General features: G+C 63.4%; 14 protein-coding genes. 8 read left to right on the forward strand and 6 right to left on the reverse strand.

The annotated features are described in order from the left end of the window. The 4 genes from AYX22_RS06095 (at window position 1) to AYX22_RS06110 (ending at window position 4,101) form a co-directional block, all read left to right on the forward strand. Entirely contained in the window at window positions 1-990 is a 990-nt protein-coding gene (locus AYX22_RS06095) for a 3-hydroxyacyl-CoA dehydrogenase family protein (RefSeq protein ID WP_207596641.1), read from the forward strand. 20 nt (window positions 991-1,010) lie between these two features. Next, window positions 1,011-1,775, forward strand: a complete 765-nt coding sequence (locus tag AYX22_RS06100) for an SDR family oxidoreductase (protein WP_207596642.1) — start codon at window positions 1,011-1,013, stop codon at window positions 1,773-1,775. A gap of 163 nt (window positions 1,776-1,938) precedes the next feature. Next, window positions 1,939-3,288 carry an MFS transporter gene (locus AYX22_RS06105; RefSeq protein WP_207596643.1) on the forward strand — a complete coding sequence of 450 codons (1,350 nt, stop codon included), beginning with the start codon at window positions 1,939-1,941 and terminating at the stop codon, window positions 3,286-3,288. Between the two features lie 87 nt (window positions 3,289-3,375). Continuing rightward, a complete protein-coding gene (locus AYX22_RS06110; protein ID WP_207597494.1) occupies window positions 3,376-4,101 on the forward strand; it encodes a triose-phosphate isomerase family protein in 726 nt (241 codons plus the stop codon). On the opposite strand, the gene AYX22_RS06115 is transcribed toward AYX22_RS06110, so the two are convergent. Then, on the reverse strand, window positions 4,098-7,658 hold the full coding sequence (locus AYX22_RS06115) for a TM0106 family RecB-like putative nuclease (RefSeq protein ID WP_207597495.1): 3,561 nt from the start codon (window positions 7,656-7,658) through the stop codon (window positions 4,098-4,100). The genes AYX22_RS06110 and AYX22_RS06115 overlap by 4 nt on opposite strands. Window positions 7,659-7,769: 111 nt before the next feature. Between AYX22_RS06115 and AYX22_RS06120 the strand changes: the two genes are divergently transcribed. Continuing rightward, entirely contained in the window at window positions 7,770-8,222 is a 453-nt protein-coding gene (locus AYX22_RS06120) for a nucleoside deaminase (protein ID WP_207596644.1), read from the forward strand. Window positions 8,223-8,253: 31 nt separating this feature from the next. On the opposite strand, the gene AYX22_RS06125 is transcribed toward AYX22_RS06120, so the two are convergent. Next, complete coding sequence (locus tag AYX22_RS06125; protein ID WP_207596645.1) at window positions 8,254-10,443, reverse strand: hypothetical protein; 2,190 nt, start codon at window positions 10,441-10,443, stop codon at window positions 8,254-8,256. A 336-nt stretch (window positions 10,444-10,779) separates the two neighbouring features. Between AYX22_RS06125 and AYX22_RS06130 the strand changes: the two genes are divergently transcribed. Next, a complete protein-coding gene (locus AYX22_RS06130) occupies window positions 10,780-11,214 on the forward strand; it encodes a CBS domain-containing protein (RefSeq protein WP_207596646.1) in 435 nt (144 codons plus the stop codon). 51 nt (window positions 11,215-11,265) lie between these two features. Here the strand turns inward: AYX22_RS06130 and AYX22_RS06135 are convergent, their stop codons facing one another. Continuing rightward, complete coding sequence (locus AYX22_RS06135; protein WP_207596647.1) at window positions 11,266-11,562, reverse strand: hypothetical protein; 297 nt, start codon at window positions 11,560-11,562, stop codon at window positions 11,266-11,268. An 88-nt stretch (window positions 11,563-11,650) separates the two neighbouring features. On the opposite strand from AYX22_RS06135, the gene AYX22_RS06140 reads away from it, so the two are divergent. Beyond that, window positions 11,651-14,005 (forward strand): Tex family protein, encoded by a 2,355-nt coding sequence (locus AYX22_RS06140; protein WP_207596648.1) that lies wholly within the window; start codon window positions 11,651-11,653, stop codon window positions 14,003-14,005. A 51-nt stretch (window positions 14,006-14,056) separates the two neighbouring features. On the opposite strand, the gene AYX22_RS06145 is transcribed toward AYX22_RS06140, so the two are convergent. From AYX22_RS06145 to AYX22_RS06155, 3 genes are all read right to left on the reverse strand, one after another. Then, entirely contained in the window at window positions 14,057-15,088 is a 1,032-nt protein-coding gene (locus AYX22_RS06145) for an alpha/beta hydrolase (RefSeq protein WP_207596649.1), read from the reverse strand. Beyond that, window positions 15,085-15,447 (reverse strand): DUF1622 domain-containing protein, encoded by a 363-nt coding sequence (locus AYX22_RS06150; RefSeq protein WP_207596650.1) that lies wholly within the window; start codon window positions 15,445-15,447, stop codon window positions 15,085-15,087. The genes AYX22_RS06145 and AYX22_RS06150 overlap by 4 nt, the downstream gene beginning before the upstream one ends. Before the next feature lie 167 nt (window positions 15,448-15,614). Beyond that, window positions 15,615-16,529 carry an MSMEG_6728 family protein gene (locus AYX22_RS06155; protein ID WP_207596651.1) on the reverse strand — a complete coding sequence of 305 codons (915 nt, stop codon included), beginning with the start codon at window positions 16,527-16,529 and terminating at the stop codon, window positions 15,615-15,617. An 83-nt stretch (window positions 16,530-16,612) separates the two neighbouring features. On the opposite strand from AYX22_RS06155, the gene AYX22_RS06160 reads away from it, so the two are divergent. Then, window positions 16,613-17,644 carry an adenosine deaminase gene (locus AYX22_RS06160; RefSeq protein ID WP_207596652.1) on the forward strand — a complete coding sequence of 344 codons (1,032 nt, stop codon included), beginning with the start codon at window positions 16,613-16,615 and terminating at the stop codon, window positions 17,642-17,644. Window positions 17,645-17,695: the final 51 nt, after the last annotated feature.

A 17,695-nucleotide genomic window follows, 5' to 3' on the forward strand; every position in this document is an offset into this window, starting at 1 on the left:
ATGACCACTCCCGAGACAACCGAAGCTACAGCCGACAACGCAGCCCGGAAGATCGCCGTCGTCGGCTCCGGCTACATGGGTGGCGGCATCGCCCAGGTGCTGGCTCTTGGCGGGGCACGTGTTGCCCTGGCCGATGTCTCTGCCGAGGTCGCGCAGAAGAACTACGACCGCCTGCTGGAGGAGTCGGAGCAGTTCATCGCCGACGGGCTCTTTCCGGCAGGGTCCACGGAGATCCTCAAGCAGAATCTGTGGGCAGCCAAGGACATCGAAGAGGCCGTTGCGGACGCAGATTTCATTGAGGAGTGCGTTCCTGAGGTCCTGGACATCAAGCACCAAACCCTCGCCCGCATCAGTGCCGCTGCCCGCCCGGACGCCCTGATCGGTTCCAACACCTCCACGATTTCCATTGGCGCACTGGCAGAAGCCGTCACCAACCCGGAGCGGTTCCTGGGTGTGCACTTCTCCAACCCGTCACCGTTCATTCCCGGCGTCGAGATCATCCCGCACGCCGGCACGGATGCCGCAACGGTTGCCGCGTCCCGCGAGCTGGTCCACGCGGCCGGTAAGCAGACCGCCGTCGTCAAGGACGTCACCGGCTTCGTGCTGAACCGTCTGCAGTACGCGCTGTTCCACGAAGCCGCGCAGTTGGTGGAGCAGGGAATCGCTACAGCGGACGACGTCGACACGCTGGTGCGTACGACGTTCGGCTTCCGCTTGCCCTTCTTCGGCCCGTTCGCCATCGCGGATATGGCCGGTTTGGATGTGTACAACTTCTGCTACAAGTCGCTGCAGACCGGCTTCCCGGAACGCTTCGCGACGCCGAAGATCCTTTCGGACCTGGTGGACGCAGGCAAATTGGGCACCAAGACCGGTGCAGGCTTCCTCAATGTTCCCGCCGAACGCACTCCGGAACTCATCGCCTACCGCAACAAGGCCTACGTGGCCATGCAGAAGCTCATTGAAGAGCTCGGCCCCGCCCCCATTAACTAAGACCTTTCAGGAGAAGACCTATGACTTTCCCCGCAGAACGCACAGCAATTGTCACCGGCGCCGTTTCCGAGCGCGGCATCGGCCGTGCCACCGTGAATTACCTGGCTGCCCAAGGGTGGAACATCGGCATCATCGACCTTGATGACGCCGCATGCAAGATCGCAGCCAAAGAGATCGCCGCCGAATATGGCGTCCAGGCCCATGGCGTTGGTGCCAACGTGGCCAGCGAAGCCGAGGTCCGCGCCGCCATTGACGAGCTTGAAAAGGAACTGCCGCAGATTGTTGCGCTGGCCAACGTTGCCGGAGTCAGCTCGCCTGTTGGCTATCTGGAACTCGAACCTGCCGAGTGGGACCGGGTCCTGAACATCAACCTCAACGGCGTCCACTACGCCACCCGCCGTGTGGCCGAGTCCATGGTCAAGAACCGCATCGGCCGCATCGTGAACATTTCCTCCGTGTCCGCTCAACGCGGCGGCGGCACGTTTTCCAAGACCCCGTACTCCGTGGCCAAGGCCGGCGTCATTGGCCTGACCCGCGCAACGGCCAGGGAGCTCGGCGAATACGACATCACCGTCAACGCCATTTCTCCGGGCCCCATCGACACCGACATCATGGGTGGCACGCTGAGCCAGGAACGCAAGGATGAACTCACCAAGGACCTTGTGGTGAACCGCGTGGGCTCCACCCGTGACATCGCAGCCGCTATCGCCTTCCTCATCAGCGAGGACTCCGGATACATCTCCGGCCAGACGCTGAATGTGGATGGCGGACTGTACATGCACTAGGCCCTCATGCGGACCTGGACTCGAGAACGCAAGATCTACCTTGCCGTGGGCGTCCTTGCCTGCGCCGTGGGCCTGGTGCTCATTTTCTTCCCGCGCTGACCGCGCCTGTGCGCGGTTGACCGCGCTGCACTGGTTATTTCCTGTCACTCAAAGAGGAGTTTCAATGTCTGTTGCCACCAATTCCACCAAGGAGTTGCTGGACACGCCGGTCCTCAAATCGGCGATCTCCAAAGCTTCGCGGCGACTCATGCCGATGCTCGTCATCCTCTACGTGGTGGCCTTCCTGGACCGCACCAATGTTGGCTTCGCCGAAGCAGCGCTGGAAGTGGACAGGGGCATCACCGCCGGGGCTTACGCCCTGGGTGCCGGCATTTTCTTCATCGGCTACGCCCTGTTCGAGATTCCCAGCAACCTGCTGCTCACCAAATTTGGTGCCAAGGTGTGGCTGGCCCGCATCGCCATCACGTGGGGCATCGTCTCTGCGTGCTTCGCGTTCGTCCAGGGTGAAACGTCCTTCATCATCCTCCGGTTCCTGCTGGGCGTCACCGAAGCCGGTCTGTTCCCCGGCGTCATCATGTTCCTGGCGGCTTGGTTCCCCAACAAGGTTCGTGTGAAGATGTTCGCCATCTTCTACCTGGCCCAGCCTTTCTCCCAGATGATGGGTGCACCCCTGTCCGGCTGGCTCATCAACATCGGCGACCAGGTTCCGGGCGTCGCAGGCTGGCAGGTGATGTTCTTCGTTGAGGGCATGCTCGCCGTCCTGGCCGGTATTGCCGCCTACTTCTTCCTCATCAACAGTCCCCAGGATGCCAAGTTCCTGACCAAGGAAGAGAAACGGGCTTTGTCCGATGTCATGGCGCTCGAAGATACCGTGAAGGAGGAATCCGGCCCTCGTGGCGTCCTTGCCTCCATGCGTAACGGCCGGGTCTGGTACTTCACGGTCATCTACTTCTGCCTGCAGGTGGCCGTGTATGGCGTGACGTTCTACCTGCCACAGCAGGTGGCGCAGCTGACCGGGCAAAAGGTGGGCATCGCCGTCGGACTCCTCGCAGCCATCCCGTGGTTCTTCGGCATCTTCGCCTGCTACTTCATCGGCAAGGCAGCCAACACCGTGGCGCGCCGCCGTCGCTGGGGTACAGCATTGTTCATCTCCACGGGCCTGTGCATCTTTGGTTCCGCGTGGGCCGGTGCCAACCAAATGCCGGCCCTGGGCATCATCTTCATCACCCTCGCGGTGTGCAGCTTCCTGTCCACCGGCCCCATTTGCTGGTCATATCCGACGGCGTTCCTCACCGGAACTGCCGCGGCCGCCGGTATCGGCCTGATCAACTCCCTCGGAAACCTGGGTGGTTTCGTGGCGCCGATCCTGCGGACTACGGTCAACCAGGTCACGGCCTCGGACACCGGAACCATGGGTGTCTACGCCTTGGGTGTCCTGCCGTTCCTGGCTGCGCTGCTGATGTTCGGTACGAAGCGTTTCAGCAACAAGGCCGACGAACTGCTGGAGAAATAGGGCGTGAACCTGCCTGCTTTCCCTTCTGCTGCGGACTCTGCGAAGGACGCCGCGCTGGACACGGTATTCATTGGCGTCAGCACCAAGATGTACATGGGCTACGGGCAGAGCTTGGCGTGGCTGGAGCAATTGGTGGCAGAAGCAGACGCCCGCCCGGCCCTCGCGGCCGGGCGGGTGGTCCCGTTCGTGATCCCGTCGCATCCGGTGTTGCCCGCAGCGGCGCATATGCTTCACGGCACGTCACTGGTCTTGGGCGCTCAGAACTGTGGCTGGGCCGATGGGCCGTGGACAGGTGAGGTGTCACCGTCCATGCTCGCTGAGCTTGGAGTGGGATTGGTGGAAATCGGTCACGCTGAGCGGCGGCGCTACTTTGCCGAAGATGAGGCGATGATCGCTCTCAAGGTCAGTGCAGCCGTCGATGCCGGGCTGACTCCGCTGCTGTGTGTGGGAGAGTCCGAGATGCTGGAACCGGAGGCAGCCGCGGACACGGTACTCGGGCAGATCAAAGCCGCAGTGTCCGGCGACTGGTCCCTTGCCTCAAAGCTTGTCATCGCCTACGAGCCCGTCTGGGCGATCGGCGCTCCTGAGCCTGCCTCAGCGGCATATGTTTCGCGGGTCGTCGGTAGCTTGCGTTCGGTGCTTGCCCGGCACGCGCTGGCCGGGCTTCCCATCATTTATGGCGGGTCGGCGAAACCCGGCTTGTTGCCGCAACTGGACGGGGTTTCCGGGCTTTTCCTTGGCCGCTTCGCGCACGACGCCAGCAACTTCGGCCGGGTCCTGGACGAAGCTCTGGATATCACCAGCCGTTCTTAGAGGGCCGCTCGCTGGCAGAGGGCCACGAAACCGCCGAGGTTTTCGAGGCCTTCCGGATGGGTCGGCAGGTAGTTGGTCAGTTCAGGCGAACGCACGACGACGGCACGCCACTGACCGCGCGACACCGCCACGTTGATCCGGTTGCGGGACAGCAGGAACTCCATGCCGCGGGGAACTTCGCCGGCGGCTGATGCGGCCATGGAGACGATGACCACCGGGGCTTCCTGGCCTTGGAATTTGTCCACGGTACCTACCCGCACTGTCCTGAGGCCGGCAGACCGGAGCTCATGTTTGATGAGCTGTACCTGGGCGTTGTACGCCGCTACCACCAGGATGTCGGTTTCCTCGAGGGAGCGGCGTTCCGGGGAGTCCGAAGGGTCCAGCCATTTCAGGCCGAGGTGGGCTTGGACTTGCCGGACAACCTCAACAGCTTCTTCCTGCGAGGCAGTGGAGTTGGCGTTGTGCGTAACGTAGACACAGGAAATTCCGGGGCTCGCCCCCTCAAGTTCACGCATGGTGGCGGCAGGTGCAGCCTCGAGCCGGTTGTCGTAGGACAGCTCTGACACTGCGCTGCACAATTCCGGATGCATACGCCATGACAACGCCAGGAAGTAGCCCAGATGGGACGGCAAAGTGTTGTAGCCATCCGACAACCAACCCAGGGCCGATTCATCAACGGGTTCCGGATGCTTGCCTTGAGTGACCTGGGGAAGCTGCTGCGGGTCACCGAGGAGCAGGAGCCGCTTAGCGGCCCGGCTGACAGCCATGGTGTTGGCCAGCGAGAACTGTCCCGCTTCATCGATGACCAGGAGATCGAGTGATCCGGCGGGGACTTCCTTGCCCACCATGGTCCACGCGGTGCCGCCGATCAGGGCGCCACCCGGCTGGGACAAGAGCTCTTCCACGTCGCCTTTGGCACAGTTGGTCCACGGCACAGGATCGTTGTGCTTGACGTCCTTGGCCACCAGACGGGGATCAATGCCCGCCTTCTCCACGGCAGCGCAGAGCATGTTTTCCACTACGGCGTGGGACTGTGCAACGACGCCGACTTTCCACCCGTCGGCCACCAGCCTGGCCAGCACGTGGGCGCCAACATATGTCTTCCCGCTGCCGGGAGGACCCTGGACGGCCAGATAGGAATGGTCCAGGTCCTTGACCGCCGCTGTGATGGCATTGATGTAGCCATCGGGGCCGGAGGGGACTGCTGGAAGGTTGGCGAGGGTGCGCAGCCTTGGCGGCTGTCGGCGCACCAGGTCCAAGGCAGGATCCTTGGGCCAGGAAGGCAACGCCGCGCGGAGCTTGGTGGCCAATGCGGCCAACGCAGCCCGTTGCCCGGTTGTCTGAATCGGGCTGTCAGGGGTCAGCGCCATAGGGGTCTGGACGAACTCCGTGGAGTCTTTTCGAAGCTTCTCGACGATGGTGACGGACTCGAAGTCGCCCTCTTCACCGACCTCGATAACCTCCGTCCCGCCCCAACCCGCACGGCCCAACACTGAGGATTCCTTGGCAGCAAGAGCATCCGGCAACGGAGACGCATACATTCTGAAGTACTTCCTGCCTGGATCCAATCCCGCGCCGTCACCGGACCGGCCCAGGAGTTTGACGATCCGGGCAGGGTTGCTGCGAGGTGTTGGTTTCGCCCAGTCCTGCAGCAACTCCGAGTGGTCAACCAAGAACTGGTCGCGGGATTCGTCCCACTGCGAGGTCGGCTTTTCCAGACGGTCGAAGTGTTCCCACCAGTGCTGTTTGTCCTCGCGGCGGTGGTACCCGACGCCGGCTGCGACGATGCCGATGGCCCGGGAATCCGGGGTTGTCTGTTGCTCCACGGGCAGGCCGGCCACATAGTCGAACAGCGCCGTCTCTTCGGGCGGTGCCTTGTACTTCTCCGGCTCGGTGTCTGGCTGTGGTTGCTCCTGCACAGGGCCGCCGGGAACGATGGATCGCTCCGCAGCACGGGCAAGCAGCCAGTTGCGCAGCTCCAGCGTCGACAAGCAGTCGTACTCGTTGTAGTCCCTGATCCCCTCGAGAATGGCGGCAGCTTGCCCGCGATCCCCATTGTCGCGGGCCGTGCAATAGTCCGCGTAGGCCACCACGGAAGCTCCGGCGTCGGTGACGTCCCCGGAGCGCAGGCGCTGGCCCATGTACAGCGGCTCAAGTTTCTTGATGCTGTAGGAGTTCTCGGAGACCCGGATGCTGTGCCGGACGGTGTCAAAGAGGTCCACCAGGACTCCTTGGCGCAGGAGGTCGTCGACGGCCGTTTCGCCCACCACATGCGTCAGGGACAGGTTCCGCAGCGCCGTTTTCTCGTATGAGGCGTAGTGGTAAATGTGCATACCGGGATACTTGGCACGGCGCTGGGCTACGTAGTCCAGGAAGTCGACGAACGCCTGGCCTTCCTCAGCGCGTGAATGCGCCCAGAAAGGGCGGAACACAGGCTCCGTCCCGGGCGCCACGGGATTTTCGATGACGCCGAAGAGGTACTCCAGTCCCCACTTGCCCGTGGCGGGGTCCTGCCAGAGGGGATCACCTTCGAAGTCGAAGAAGATGTCGCCCGGGTCCGGCGCGGGAAGCCTGCCGAGGGTGTTGTCCGGGAGGACGTTGTAACTGATGGCCTTGGTTTCTCCGGACTTGTCCGAGTACGTGACGGTGCCGTCAGGGCTGCCGGTACCAGTTTGCAGTTGGGCTTGCTCGCGGAGCCTCAGTTGCGTGGAGTCTCCGGTTGCCGGCATGGTGGCGAGTTGGTCGATGGTGGTGATGCCGGACTCGAGCAGCTTCTTACGGCGGCTGATGCGCATGCCCGCGACCATGAGGAGATCGCGGTGCAGTTGGACCTGTTCGGCGCAATAGTCGCAGCGGCCGCAGGCTGAGTAGCGGGAGTCGCCCCATTCCACCGGACCCGGCTCCGAGGCATGCGCAGATGTCATGCCAAGGAAGCGTTGACGCCGTTCCTTGAACACAGGGAGGATCTGCGAGAGGGGATGGTCGCTGTGGACCCGGTTGCCCAGCACCAGGGTGACGGTGGGATCCGGCGTGATTCCTGCTTTAAGCAGCTGGTCTCCATAGGCCGCGAGCTGCAGGAGGGCTGTGACCTTGGCATGGCGTGCCAGCTTGGTATCGAACACCGCATAAAGCCCGCCGGGCTGCTTCACCAGGAAATCGGAACGCCCGTGGAACTCACCGTCGAAGAAAGCGGCTTGAAACACCACATCCGCTCCGGAGCGCAGGGCCTCGATGGATTCCGCGTGCTTTGCCGAAAGAGTGGCGCGGTCCATCACCGTGGCGGGGACGACGTCGTAAACGCCCCTTCCGGTGGCCGCATCCCAGTGCCCGAACTTGTCTACGAACCCATCCAGTACCCGATGCTCGTGAACATCGCCAAGGGCGGCGGTACGTTCCAACATGGCGTCTGCCGCGAAGGCCGGCTTGGGCGAACGGCCGAGTTTTTCGTCGAGTTTGCGGAGAAGTTGGTACTCGCAGGTTGCTGCAATGACGAGGTCGCTGGCAGAGAAGACCAAGTCCTGCGGGGCGCCCGCCGTCTCCGGATCGAGAAAGAACACAGCGACCCACCTTCCTTCCATGCCGGTTGAAATCCTTGTAGCCAAGCTATCAGCGGGCACCGACAAAATGACTTCCGGCAAAACAGCGTCGGGCCACTTTAGACTGCACCCATGACCGATTCAGCCCCCACCGTGGACCCAGCCTTCGAAGCCGCCTTCCAGGCCGCACAAAAGAGCCTCAGCGAGGGCGGCATTCCCATCGGCGCCGCGTTGGCCCGCAACGGCGTGGTGGTCGCCAGTGGCCATAACGAACGTGTCCAGCACGGCGACCCGATTGCGCACGGCGAGATGTCCGCGCTCCGGGCGGCCGGACGCCAAAAGACCTATCGCGACACCACGCTCTACACCACCCTGGCGCCCTGCGCGATGTGCACGGGAACCATCATCCAGTTCAAGATCCCGCGGGTTGTCGTGGGCGAAGCCGAGACCTTCCCCGGCGAATTCGACCTCCTGCGTTCACGTGGAGTCGAGGTGGTGGTCCTGGACGATCCCCGTTGCGTGGACATGATGCGCTCGTTCCAGGACGAGCACCCTGAACTGTGGGCAGAGGACATCGCGGAATAACCGTCGCCGGCTACAGAGGGTCCCTAACCAGCTAGCCATCCGACGACTTTTTGGCGGGCTTCCTCGGCGCCGCCCGGCGGGACCGGGTCGTCGGAGTTGGGGAAATCAGTTCCTTGACCTGGGCCACCACGGTGGAGTTGGCGCCCCGGGCTCCCAGGTCCTTTGCGAGGGTTTCCACCTCCGACCTTGCGGCGGCGCTGTTGTCCGCCTTCGCATGGAGTTCCGTGCGCAGTTCCACCAGGCCGCGGTAGGCAAGGTTGCTCGCCGCACCGGCAGACTGTTGATAGCCGGCGAGGCCGGCGTCGGTCAGCGCCAGCGCCCGCTGGGGATCAGCGCTATGGTGCTTGACCATCTTTTCGTCCTTGCGGCGATAGAAATCATCGCCCACAGACTGCGCGACGGCGGTGGCCGCCTTGACGCCCAAAGGCTCACCGCCAAAGCGTTCGGCGGCCTCGGTCAGGGCATTCAACCCTCTCTCCAAATAGGGTGACATGGACCCTTCAAACGCCAAGGTCAGGCCAACTTCCCGGGTAAAGAACTCGGGAGCGAAGCGGTCCTCTTCCCTGGTGACGGGGAAACCAACGCGCAGCGGCAACGTGTTGGACGCCTGGACGATGCCGTCCGTGGAATAGATGGCGCGAACCAGATACTGCCCCGGCTCGTCGAAAGCGAAGCCCTCCACTCCGTATGCGAGCTGGACCAGCTGGCTGAAGCGATCGCTGCCGTCATCGTCGCCCACCGGAGCCGGTGCCAGCGTGACCAATTCCGGGAGGCCGTAGAAGCAGACCACCGATTCATGCAGGATCACGGTTCCGTTGGGCTTCTGGACGTACACGGTGGTGTTGCCATAGCGGGGGTCCAGCCGGCCGTCCACCATCACCGGCACGTCAGTGGTATTCCGCAACCGGAACTCGATGGACACAGGTTCCATGTAGTCGAAATGGTCCTTTGCCGAGAGCGTCAGTTCCACGTCGCTGCCCGGACCGGAAACCGTCATGGCGCCGGCAGGGGATTCCAAGTGCCCTCCGGAGGCCCATGGATCGCCGCCCATGATCACGGAGGCGCGGTCTCCGTGGCGCATGTGGAGAAGTTCGTCGTCGTCGAAGCGGAAGCGGAAGTTGCCCCAGAAGGAGTCAGTGCCGTTGCGCTGATCGTATTTCCAGTCGTAGTTCATCCAGGACAGCGAGTCCGGGCGGGCCTTGTCCCAGGCATGCAGGAAGTTGAACGCGTGCCCGGCTTCGTGGACCCAGGTGTAGAGGAAGTGCCGCATGGCCCACGCCTGATCCTGGGTGACCGGATTGGAGACGAGGTTGGTGAACCAGGAGTGGTTCCGGAAGACCGCAAAACCTTGGCGGTCCGGTCCGCGACCTGCGCCGCCAAAGCCCGCAGCGGCGTCGAACATAATGCCACCCACCCCCGCGCTGTCAAAGATGCCGGCCTGGATGCCCCACATGTTCCACGCGGGCCACCCCGAGTTGTACTTGCCGAACGAGGTTTCCATGGCGTCGTGGAGTTCGCCGACATTCCAGGAAGCGAAGCCTGGCGCGGTGTCGTCGATGACTGTGTGCACCGGATCGATAGTGACCGCGATCCCGGCATCCCTGTATGAGGACTCGATGGTGATGGTCCGGTGGGGCAGGTCAGGGGGACGGTTGGTGTGGGCATGGCTGTTGTAGACGGGGACCTTGGGCTCGATGTCCACGGACGAGCAGTAGTCCAACTCCAGGTTCATGTCGCGGAAGGCTTCCGAACGGTAAGAGCACGCATAGGGCTGGCCGAGGATCCCGCCGGACGTCAACGTGGCAACAGCCCCGGTCACAGCACCGGAGGACCACGAGACCACTATGTCCACCGTGGTGGCAGGGTGGGTTCCTTTCCAATAGCGGACGGTCCCGACGATATGCACGTCGGTATCTGTGAATGTCACAAGAGGCGTGTCCACAATCCAGGACTCCACATACGTCTTCACCAACTGGTTGACGCCGGCGACCTTCACGAAACGGGTGCTGTACAGATCGCCGCTGACCTTGTTCATGACCGGGGACTCGACCCCGTTGCGGGCGTCAATGTCCAGACGGAGGTCCAGGGCGCTTCCGATGGGGCCGGGGTTGCCTTGAAAGCCTTCATAGCGTCCGCTGACCGTGCTGGGTTGGCGGCAACTCCAAAGATCGGAAGCGGGGGCAGGGGTGTAGTAGGTGCTGGGGACGTTGGGGGTGTCCATGGGGGATCTTTCTCACGCTGAAGCAGTCAAATATGCGATCGCCCGCGCACTTGGCGCAGAGGCGGCATGACGGTCCAGGGCGGGGCGGGGTGCGCGTGGTGAGGCTCAGATGAGACGAAATGGCCGATGCCCGGAAGCCGTGTGTAACCCACACTGAGGATACTCCAGCGAATGGACTATATCCAGAGAAACACGGCCATTTTTTGGCCTCCAGAGGGTCCCCATGATCTGGTCAGCGGTACCCGCCGGGCGTAGGCTGGCATCATCGGCGCTCGGAGCCGAAGGAACCATGCCGAAGGCCCCGCGTCGATCACCCCAATCGATGAAGGAGGACCCATGAGTGCCGTACGTGAATTCATGACCACGAATGCGCAGTGCATCGCCGAGGATAAAACTCTCCAGGAAGCCGCCATGCTGATGAGGGATCTGGACTGCGGTTCACTTCCCATCTGCGGCAGCGACGGCAAGCTCACCGGCTTCATCACCGACCGCGACATCGTGGTCAAGTGTTTGGCCGAAGGTAAGGATGCCCGCGAAGTCCTTGCCCGCGAGCTCGCCACCGGAAAGCCCTACTGGGTGGACGCCGATGCCAACGTGGACGAGGCCGTCACCATGATGGAGGAACGCCAAGTCCGCCGCCTGCCCGTTATCAGCGACCACAAGTTGGTGGGCATCATCAGCCAGGGCGATATCGCCCGCAACCACTACGCGGAACAGCGCCTCGGCGAGATGGTGGAGCACATCTCGGCCAAGGAGCACATGTCCCGCTGAGCCAGTCCCAGCGGTTCCCAGTATCCACTCCAGCCGCCGCGAGGCCTTCCCTCAGAGGAAGGCCTCGCGGCCCGTTCCTTCACGCATCACGAGTTCGCCCTCTTCGATGGAGACGATCAGGCTCTTGGGTTTCCCCACGAGCTTCCTGGTTGCGCTGAGTTGTCTGCTGCTGACTTCCACCCCCACGGTGGCACCCTTGGCGGGAAGTTCCACCGTGACTTCGTCGGCCATCCCCAACAGCATCTTGGTGGAAATGCCGTGCTCGGACACGGCTTCCTTGCCGTTGACGGTGACGGTCACGTCATCGGCATCAAATCCGTCCTGAAGGATGATCAGCAGTTCCTGCATGGTCCAACTACAGCACTATCAGCGTCCCCGGGATAGGCCTTCCTGCTACCCGTCTTCGGAAACTGTCGGCCACGTGAGGCAAACTGTCATGGTGACTTTAAATCTCCAACACCAGTCAGCTGATACCGCCATCCACGCCCAGATCGCCGCTGAACTCGGCGTCAAGGCCTGGCAGGTCAAGGCCGCGGTGGAACTGCTCGACGCCGGATCCACCGTCCCCTTCATCGCCCGATACCGCAAGGAAGTCACCGGGACGCTCGATGACACCCAGCTCCGCGACCTCGAAGAACGGCTCAGATACCTGCGCGAGCTGGAAGAACGGCGCAAGTCAGTCCTCGAGGCGATTGCAGCCCAAGGCAAGCTGACCCCGGAGCTGGAAGCCGCCGTCGTCGGTGCCGATACCAAGGCGCGCCTGGAGGACATCTACCTCCCCTTCAAATCCAAGCGCCGCACCAAGGCCCAGATAGCCCGCGAAGCCGGGTTGGAGCCGCTGGCCGATGTCCTGCTCGCCAATCCCCAGCTTGACCCCGCTACCGAGGCCGCCAAGTACCTGAATGCCGAGCACTCCATCGACGACGCCATTGTGGCGCTCGCAGGAGCCCGCGCCATCCTGGTGGAGCGCGTCGGGCAGGATGCCGATCTCGCCGAAGATCTGCGAGAACGCCTCTGGAAGCAGGGACGCATGGTGTCCCGGGTGAAAAAGGGCATGGAGGCCGAGGGCCAGAAGTTCAAGGACTACTTCGAGTTCACGCAGGTGCCCTCCGGCATGCCCTCGCACCGCGTGCTGGCCCTGCTGCGCGGTGAAAAGGACGGCGTTCTGGAGTTGGATCTCGTTGAGGCAGACCCAGCCGACGACGACGCCCTGGCCGCCGCTCGCGGAAAGTACGAGAACGCTGTGGCCAAGTGCCTCGGAGTCGCCAACCAGGGGCGGCCCGCCGATACCTGGCTGATGCAAACCGCTCAGCTCGCCTGGCGGGGACGCATCCTGGACCGGCTGACCACTGATCTTCGCGGACGCATGTTTGCCGACGCCGAAGATGAAGCTGTTCGCGTTTTCGCCGCCAACCTGCGCGACGTCCTGCTGGCCGCTCCTGCCGGGAACAGGGCCACGCTTGGCTTGGACCCGGGGCTCCGGACCGGTGTGAAAGTGGCCGTGGTGGACGGTACGGGCAAGGTGGTCACCACAGACACCATCTACCCGCACGCCCCAGCGAACAAGTGGAACGAAGCGTTGGCCACTCTCGGTCGGCTCGCCAGGCAGCACAACGTGGAACTCGTCGCGATCGGCAACGGAACCGCCTCCCGCGAGACGGACAAACTGGCCACGGAGCTCATCAAGTCCCTCGAAGCTGCCGGCTCCAAGGGGATCCAGAAGCTGGTGGTGTCCGAAGCCGGAGCCTCCGTGTATTCGGCGTCTGCCTTGGCCGCTTCCGAACTTCCGGGCATGGACGTATCGCTTCGCGGTGCCGTGTCCATTGCCCGCCGCCTTCAGGATCCCCTGGCGGAACTGGTCAAGATCGAGCCGAAGTCCATCGGCGTTGGGCAGTACCAGCACGACGTCACCGCCGCGAAGCTCGACCGGTCCCTGGATGCCGTGGTGGAAGACTGCGTTAACGCCGTGGGGGTGGATGTGAACACAGCATCGCCAGCGCTGCTGAGCCGGGTTGCCGGCGTTGGTCCGTTGCTGAGCGAGAACATCGTGGCTTACCGGAACGAGAATGGCCCGTTCGCCAAGCGCAGCGACTTGAAGAAGGTGCCGCGTCTGGGCGCCAAGGCCTTTGAACAGTGCGCGGGCTTCCTCCGGATCACCGGGGGAGCGGAGCCGCTGGATGCCTCCAGTGTCCATCCCGAGGCCTACTCAGTTGCCCGCAAGATTCTGGTCGCAGCAGGCGGTGGGCCCGCCACGGCGCTGGATCCGCAGGCCTTCGTGGACGGCACCTTCGGTCTGCCTACGGTCAAGGACATCATGTCCGAACTGGAGAAGCCGGGCCGCGATCCGCGTCCTGCGTTCCAGGCGGCGTCGTTCTCCGAAGGGATCGAGAAGATCTCCGACCTCAAGCCCGGCATGATCCTGGAAGGAACAGTCACCAACGTGGCTGCCTTCGGCGCTTTCGTCGACGTCGGAGTGCACCAGGACGGCTTGGTCCACGTTTCGGCGCTGTCCAACAAGTTCGTCTCGGATCCCCGCGAAATAGTGAAGTCCGGCCAGGTGGTCCGGGTGAAGGTCCTTGAAGCCGACCCCGAGCGGAAGCGCATCTCCCTGACGTTGAAGCTCGACGACGAACCCGGCGCCGCTGCCGGACGCGGCTCCGGCGGGCGTGCTTCGGGCGGGCAGGGTGATCGTCGTCAGGGCGGCGCACGGCAAAGCAAGCCCCGGCAGGCTCCGGAGGCCGCGAACACGGCCATGGCTGAAGCACTGCGCCGGGCCGGACTCGGGAAGTAGCCGGAACCGGGAAGTAGCAGGAAGTATCAGGAGCCGGGAGGTACTGCGGGCCTAAAGGCCTGCGGTCCTGGCGTCCCACACTTCTGCGTCCGAAGGCTGGAGGGCCATTGGCAGCCAGCGTCCGATGCGTTCGAATGCCTGTCGCCTGACAGGTTCGGGCGACAGGAAAATGTCGTGGAAGGCATTCGGCAGCCGGCTCACCGTGACGGTGTCCGCCAAGGACAGCGAGCGGTGGGCCACGGCGTCAACGTTCAAGGCGACGTCGGCGGTGAGTGCATCAGCGGACCACTTTGGCTGCAGATAGCTCTTGTCCGAGAGCAGCACGAGCACGGGAACGTCGATACCCAGTCCTGCTGCGACGGTGGCTTGGCCGCGGAATACGGCGTCAAGGAATGCGGGCGTGACAGGGAAGCCCCGGTCAGGCCGCCACTCGAGGTTGTAGTCCCACTCGCCGTCGAGGGTGGCTGACACGGCCCGGGTATAGATGCCCGGATCCACTGGCGGCAGTGGTGCCAAGGGGTGGAGCCGGGCGTGGAGGCCTACCAGGGGCGCGATCGCCCGCCGGCCGAGCTCAGTCGCCTGGAATTCCAGCCAGGGACTGTTGAGGATCAACGCCGACGCCATTCCAGGATGACGGGCAGCCCACAGGCTGAGGGTGAGCCCACCAGTGGAGTGCCCCAAAAGAATGAGCGGCCGATCCCGCCCAGGATCACCTGAGCGTCCCATCGCTGACAGTGCTGCTGCGATGTCAGCGTCGTAGTCGGCCAGGTCGGTGACGAATCCCGGCACCATGCCCGGGCTCAGGCTGCGGCCGTAGTTGTGCAGGTCCAGGGCATGGAAGCGTGCTCCGGCCCGGTGCCAGAACTCAGCGACGTGGCGTTGGAAGAAGTAGTCGGACCAGCCGTGTACGTAGAGGACGTCTGCGTCGATTGCACTGTTGACGGGAGCTCCGCCCGCAGTCCAAGGCCACTCTGGTTCGGCTCCTAGGTACCGCACCACGGTGGCGACAGCGCCGTCGTCGAGGTTGAGCGTTTGCTGCTCAAAGCCTTCGCCAAGAATGTCCGGGACCCATTCCTGCCTCATGCGTCCTTTTCCTTCTGCCAGGGCCAGCGGCCAGTGATTTCCAGCTCAAGCGAGAAGCTGAGGAATGTCCGGATCAGCACGATGATCGCGAGGACGCCCACGCTCTCAAAAGTGGGAGTGACGGCGACGGTCCGGATGATGTCCGCGGCCACCAGGAGCTCGAGCCCCAAAAGGATGGACCGACCCAGGAGCTGCCGGTAGGAACGGTAGGGGGAGAACGGTGTGAGGCCGGCGGCGCGCTTTGGCTGGTAGCCGCGCAAGGCCATCGGAATGGAAACCAGTGCACCGATCACCATGACCGCCACCCCGGCGGCGTCCATGTACCGGCCGACTTCTTCGATGACGTGCTGGAAATCCATGGCCCTCCTCCATAGCTGCGTGTCTCCACCGTCTCACACAGCAACCAACGACGGCGGCAGCCGGGTTCTGTAAAAACAGAACCTGGCTGCCGTCGTCGTGCGCTGTTGAGTCGTGCGATGTTGCAGGCTGCCGCTACAGCGCGGGTGCCGCTACAGCGCGGCTGCCGCTACAGCGCGGGTGCCGGGACCGGGAAGAAGACCCGGGGATCCTGCAGGAGCGCGGGATAGTCGAAGTCGGAGCGCTTGATCACGTTGGTGACCTCGAAGTTGCGGGCGAAACGGCCATCCACCGTGATGGGCCGGCCCTGGATCAAGCCAACAGCGAACGTCTGGCCATCATCGAACGGAACGGCCAGTTCGGTCTTGCCGGGCAAGGTGTTGAAGGCCCGCTCCTGTGCCTGGCGCTTCCGCGTAGGCTTCTTCTCGCGCGGTGCCACCGGGCGCTTCTTGGGGCCGCCTACCTGCCGGCGGGACTTCTCCTCCGCGTACACAAACTGGTACTCGTCAGGGTCCGCAACAGGCGTGGACTTGGCCTTGCCGTGCGGCGGCATGCTGACGATGGTGAGCTGCTCCGGGCGGAGGTCCTCCACGTTGGAGCGCAGGATCAGGAGGCGGTCCTCTTCCGGGTCCTCCGGGTGGAACTCGTGCTTGGGCTCGGGCCACACGTATTCCAGCTTTTCCTCGATGCCGGGGAAAATCTGCGCATAGTGCTTGGGATCTTTGCCCAACAGTTTGGAGCGGTGGCTTAGGTGCAGGTCCTCGTGTCCGAGCCACGGCGGCATGACAATCCGGGAAGCGTAGTCCGGGTGGGCTGCCTGCGGGGCGAATTCGGCGATGTTCGCGCGCGTGTTGTCCGGGTGCCCGCGGTCCATCCATTCGTCTGCCATGGCCAGGCCGTACATGGTGAGGGCAGGGACGTGGCCCATCCACATGCGCACGGCGGGGTGCTGCTGCCAACCGTACTCCGGGATCACCAAAGCGCGGAGGACCTGGAGTGCTTCGACGCGCTGCTTGCCGAGCCTTGAGGTGTCGAGCGCCTTGGCACTCTCACGGAAATCGGCGAAGGGGAGGAAAGTCTGCATCCTTTCAGTTTGAGGGTGCCGGGCGTGAGAACCAAGTTGAGTGCTCCGGGACACGTGCCTTTGTTGGGGCCTAGAGTTGCAGGGTGGAAACTTTTGACGAGAAAACTGTCACCACGGCGCCCCCGGTTGCCGAACTGCACCTGCACATCGAAGGGACACTCCAGCCAGAGTTGATCTTTGCCCTGGCCGAACGAAACGGCATCGAGCTGCCGTACCAAGACATCGAGGAACTCCGAGAGAAGTACGAGTTCACGGATCTTCAGTCCTTCCTGGACCTCTACTACGCCAACATGGCCGTCCTGCAAACCGAGCAGGACTTTACTGACATGACGCGTGCCTACCTGAAGCGGGCAGCCGCCGGGGGAGTGCGCCACGCGGAAATCATGATGGACCCCCAAGCCCACGTCTCCCGGGGTGTGGCATTGGAAACCTGCGTCAATGGTGTGGCCAATGCCCTGGCCACCTCCGAAGAAGACTTTGGTGTCTCCACACTCCTCATCGCCGCTTTCCTGCGGGACATGTCCGAGGACTCCGCCCTCGAAGTGTTGGACCAGCTCCTGGCCATGAAGGCTCCGATTGCCGGCATCGGCCTGGACTCCGCAGAGGTGGGCAATCCGCCGTCGAAATTTGAGCGCCTGTACCAGCGCGCCGGCGAGGCCGGGCTGCGCAGGATCGCCCACGCGGGCGAGGAAGGCCCGGCCAGCTATATCACTGAGGCTTTGGATGTGCTCCACGTCGAGCGGATCGATCACGGCATCCGCTGCATGGAAGACACGGACGTTGTGCAGCGGTTGGTGGCTGAGCAGGTGCCCCTGACAGTGTGCCCCCTCTCCAACGTCCGGCTGCGGGCAGTGGACAAGCTGGAGGACCACCCTTTGCCCGAAATGCTCGCCATCGGCCTGAACGTTTGCGTGAACTCCGACGACCCCGCCTATTTCGGTGGTTATGTGGACGACAACTTTGAGCAGCTGGCCAAGGTCCTGGAGTTCTCCGTACCGGAGCAGGCCACGTTGGCGGCCAACTCCATCCGTTCTTCGTTCGCCAGTGACGCCCGGAAATCGGTGCTGCTGGACGAGGTCACCGAATGGGTCAAGGCATCGGTACCCCACGCTTAAACGGCCCATAAACCCAGTCAGCCGATACCCGTGGATCACTTGCGGCGTCCG

It is taken from the genome of Arthrobacter sp. D5-1, from assembly GCF_017357425.1.
In the GTDB taxonomy this organism is placed as follows: Bacteria; Actinomycetota; Actinomycetes; order Actinomycetales; family Micrococcaceae; genus Arthrobacter.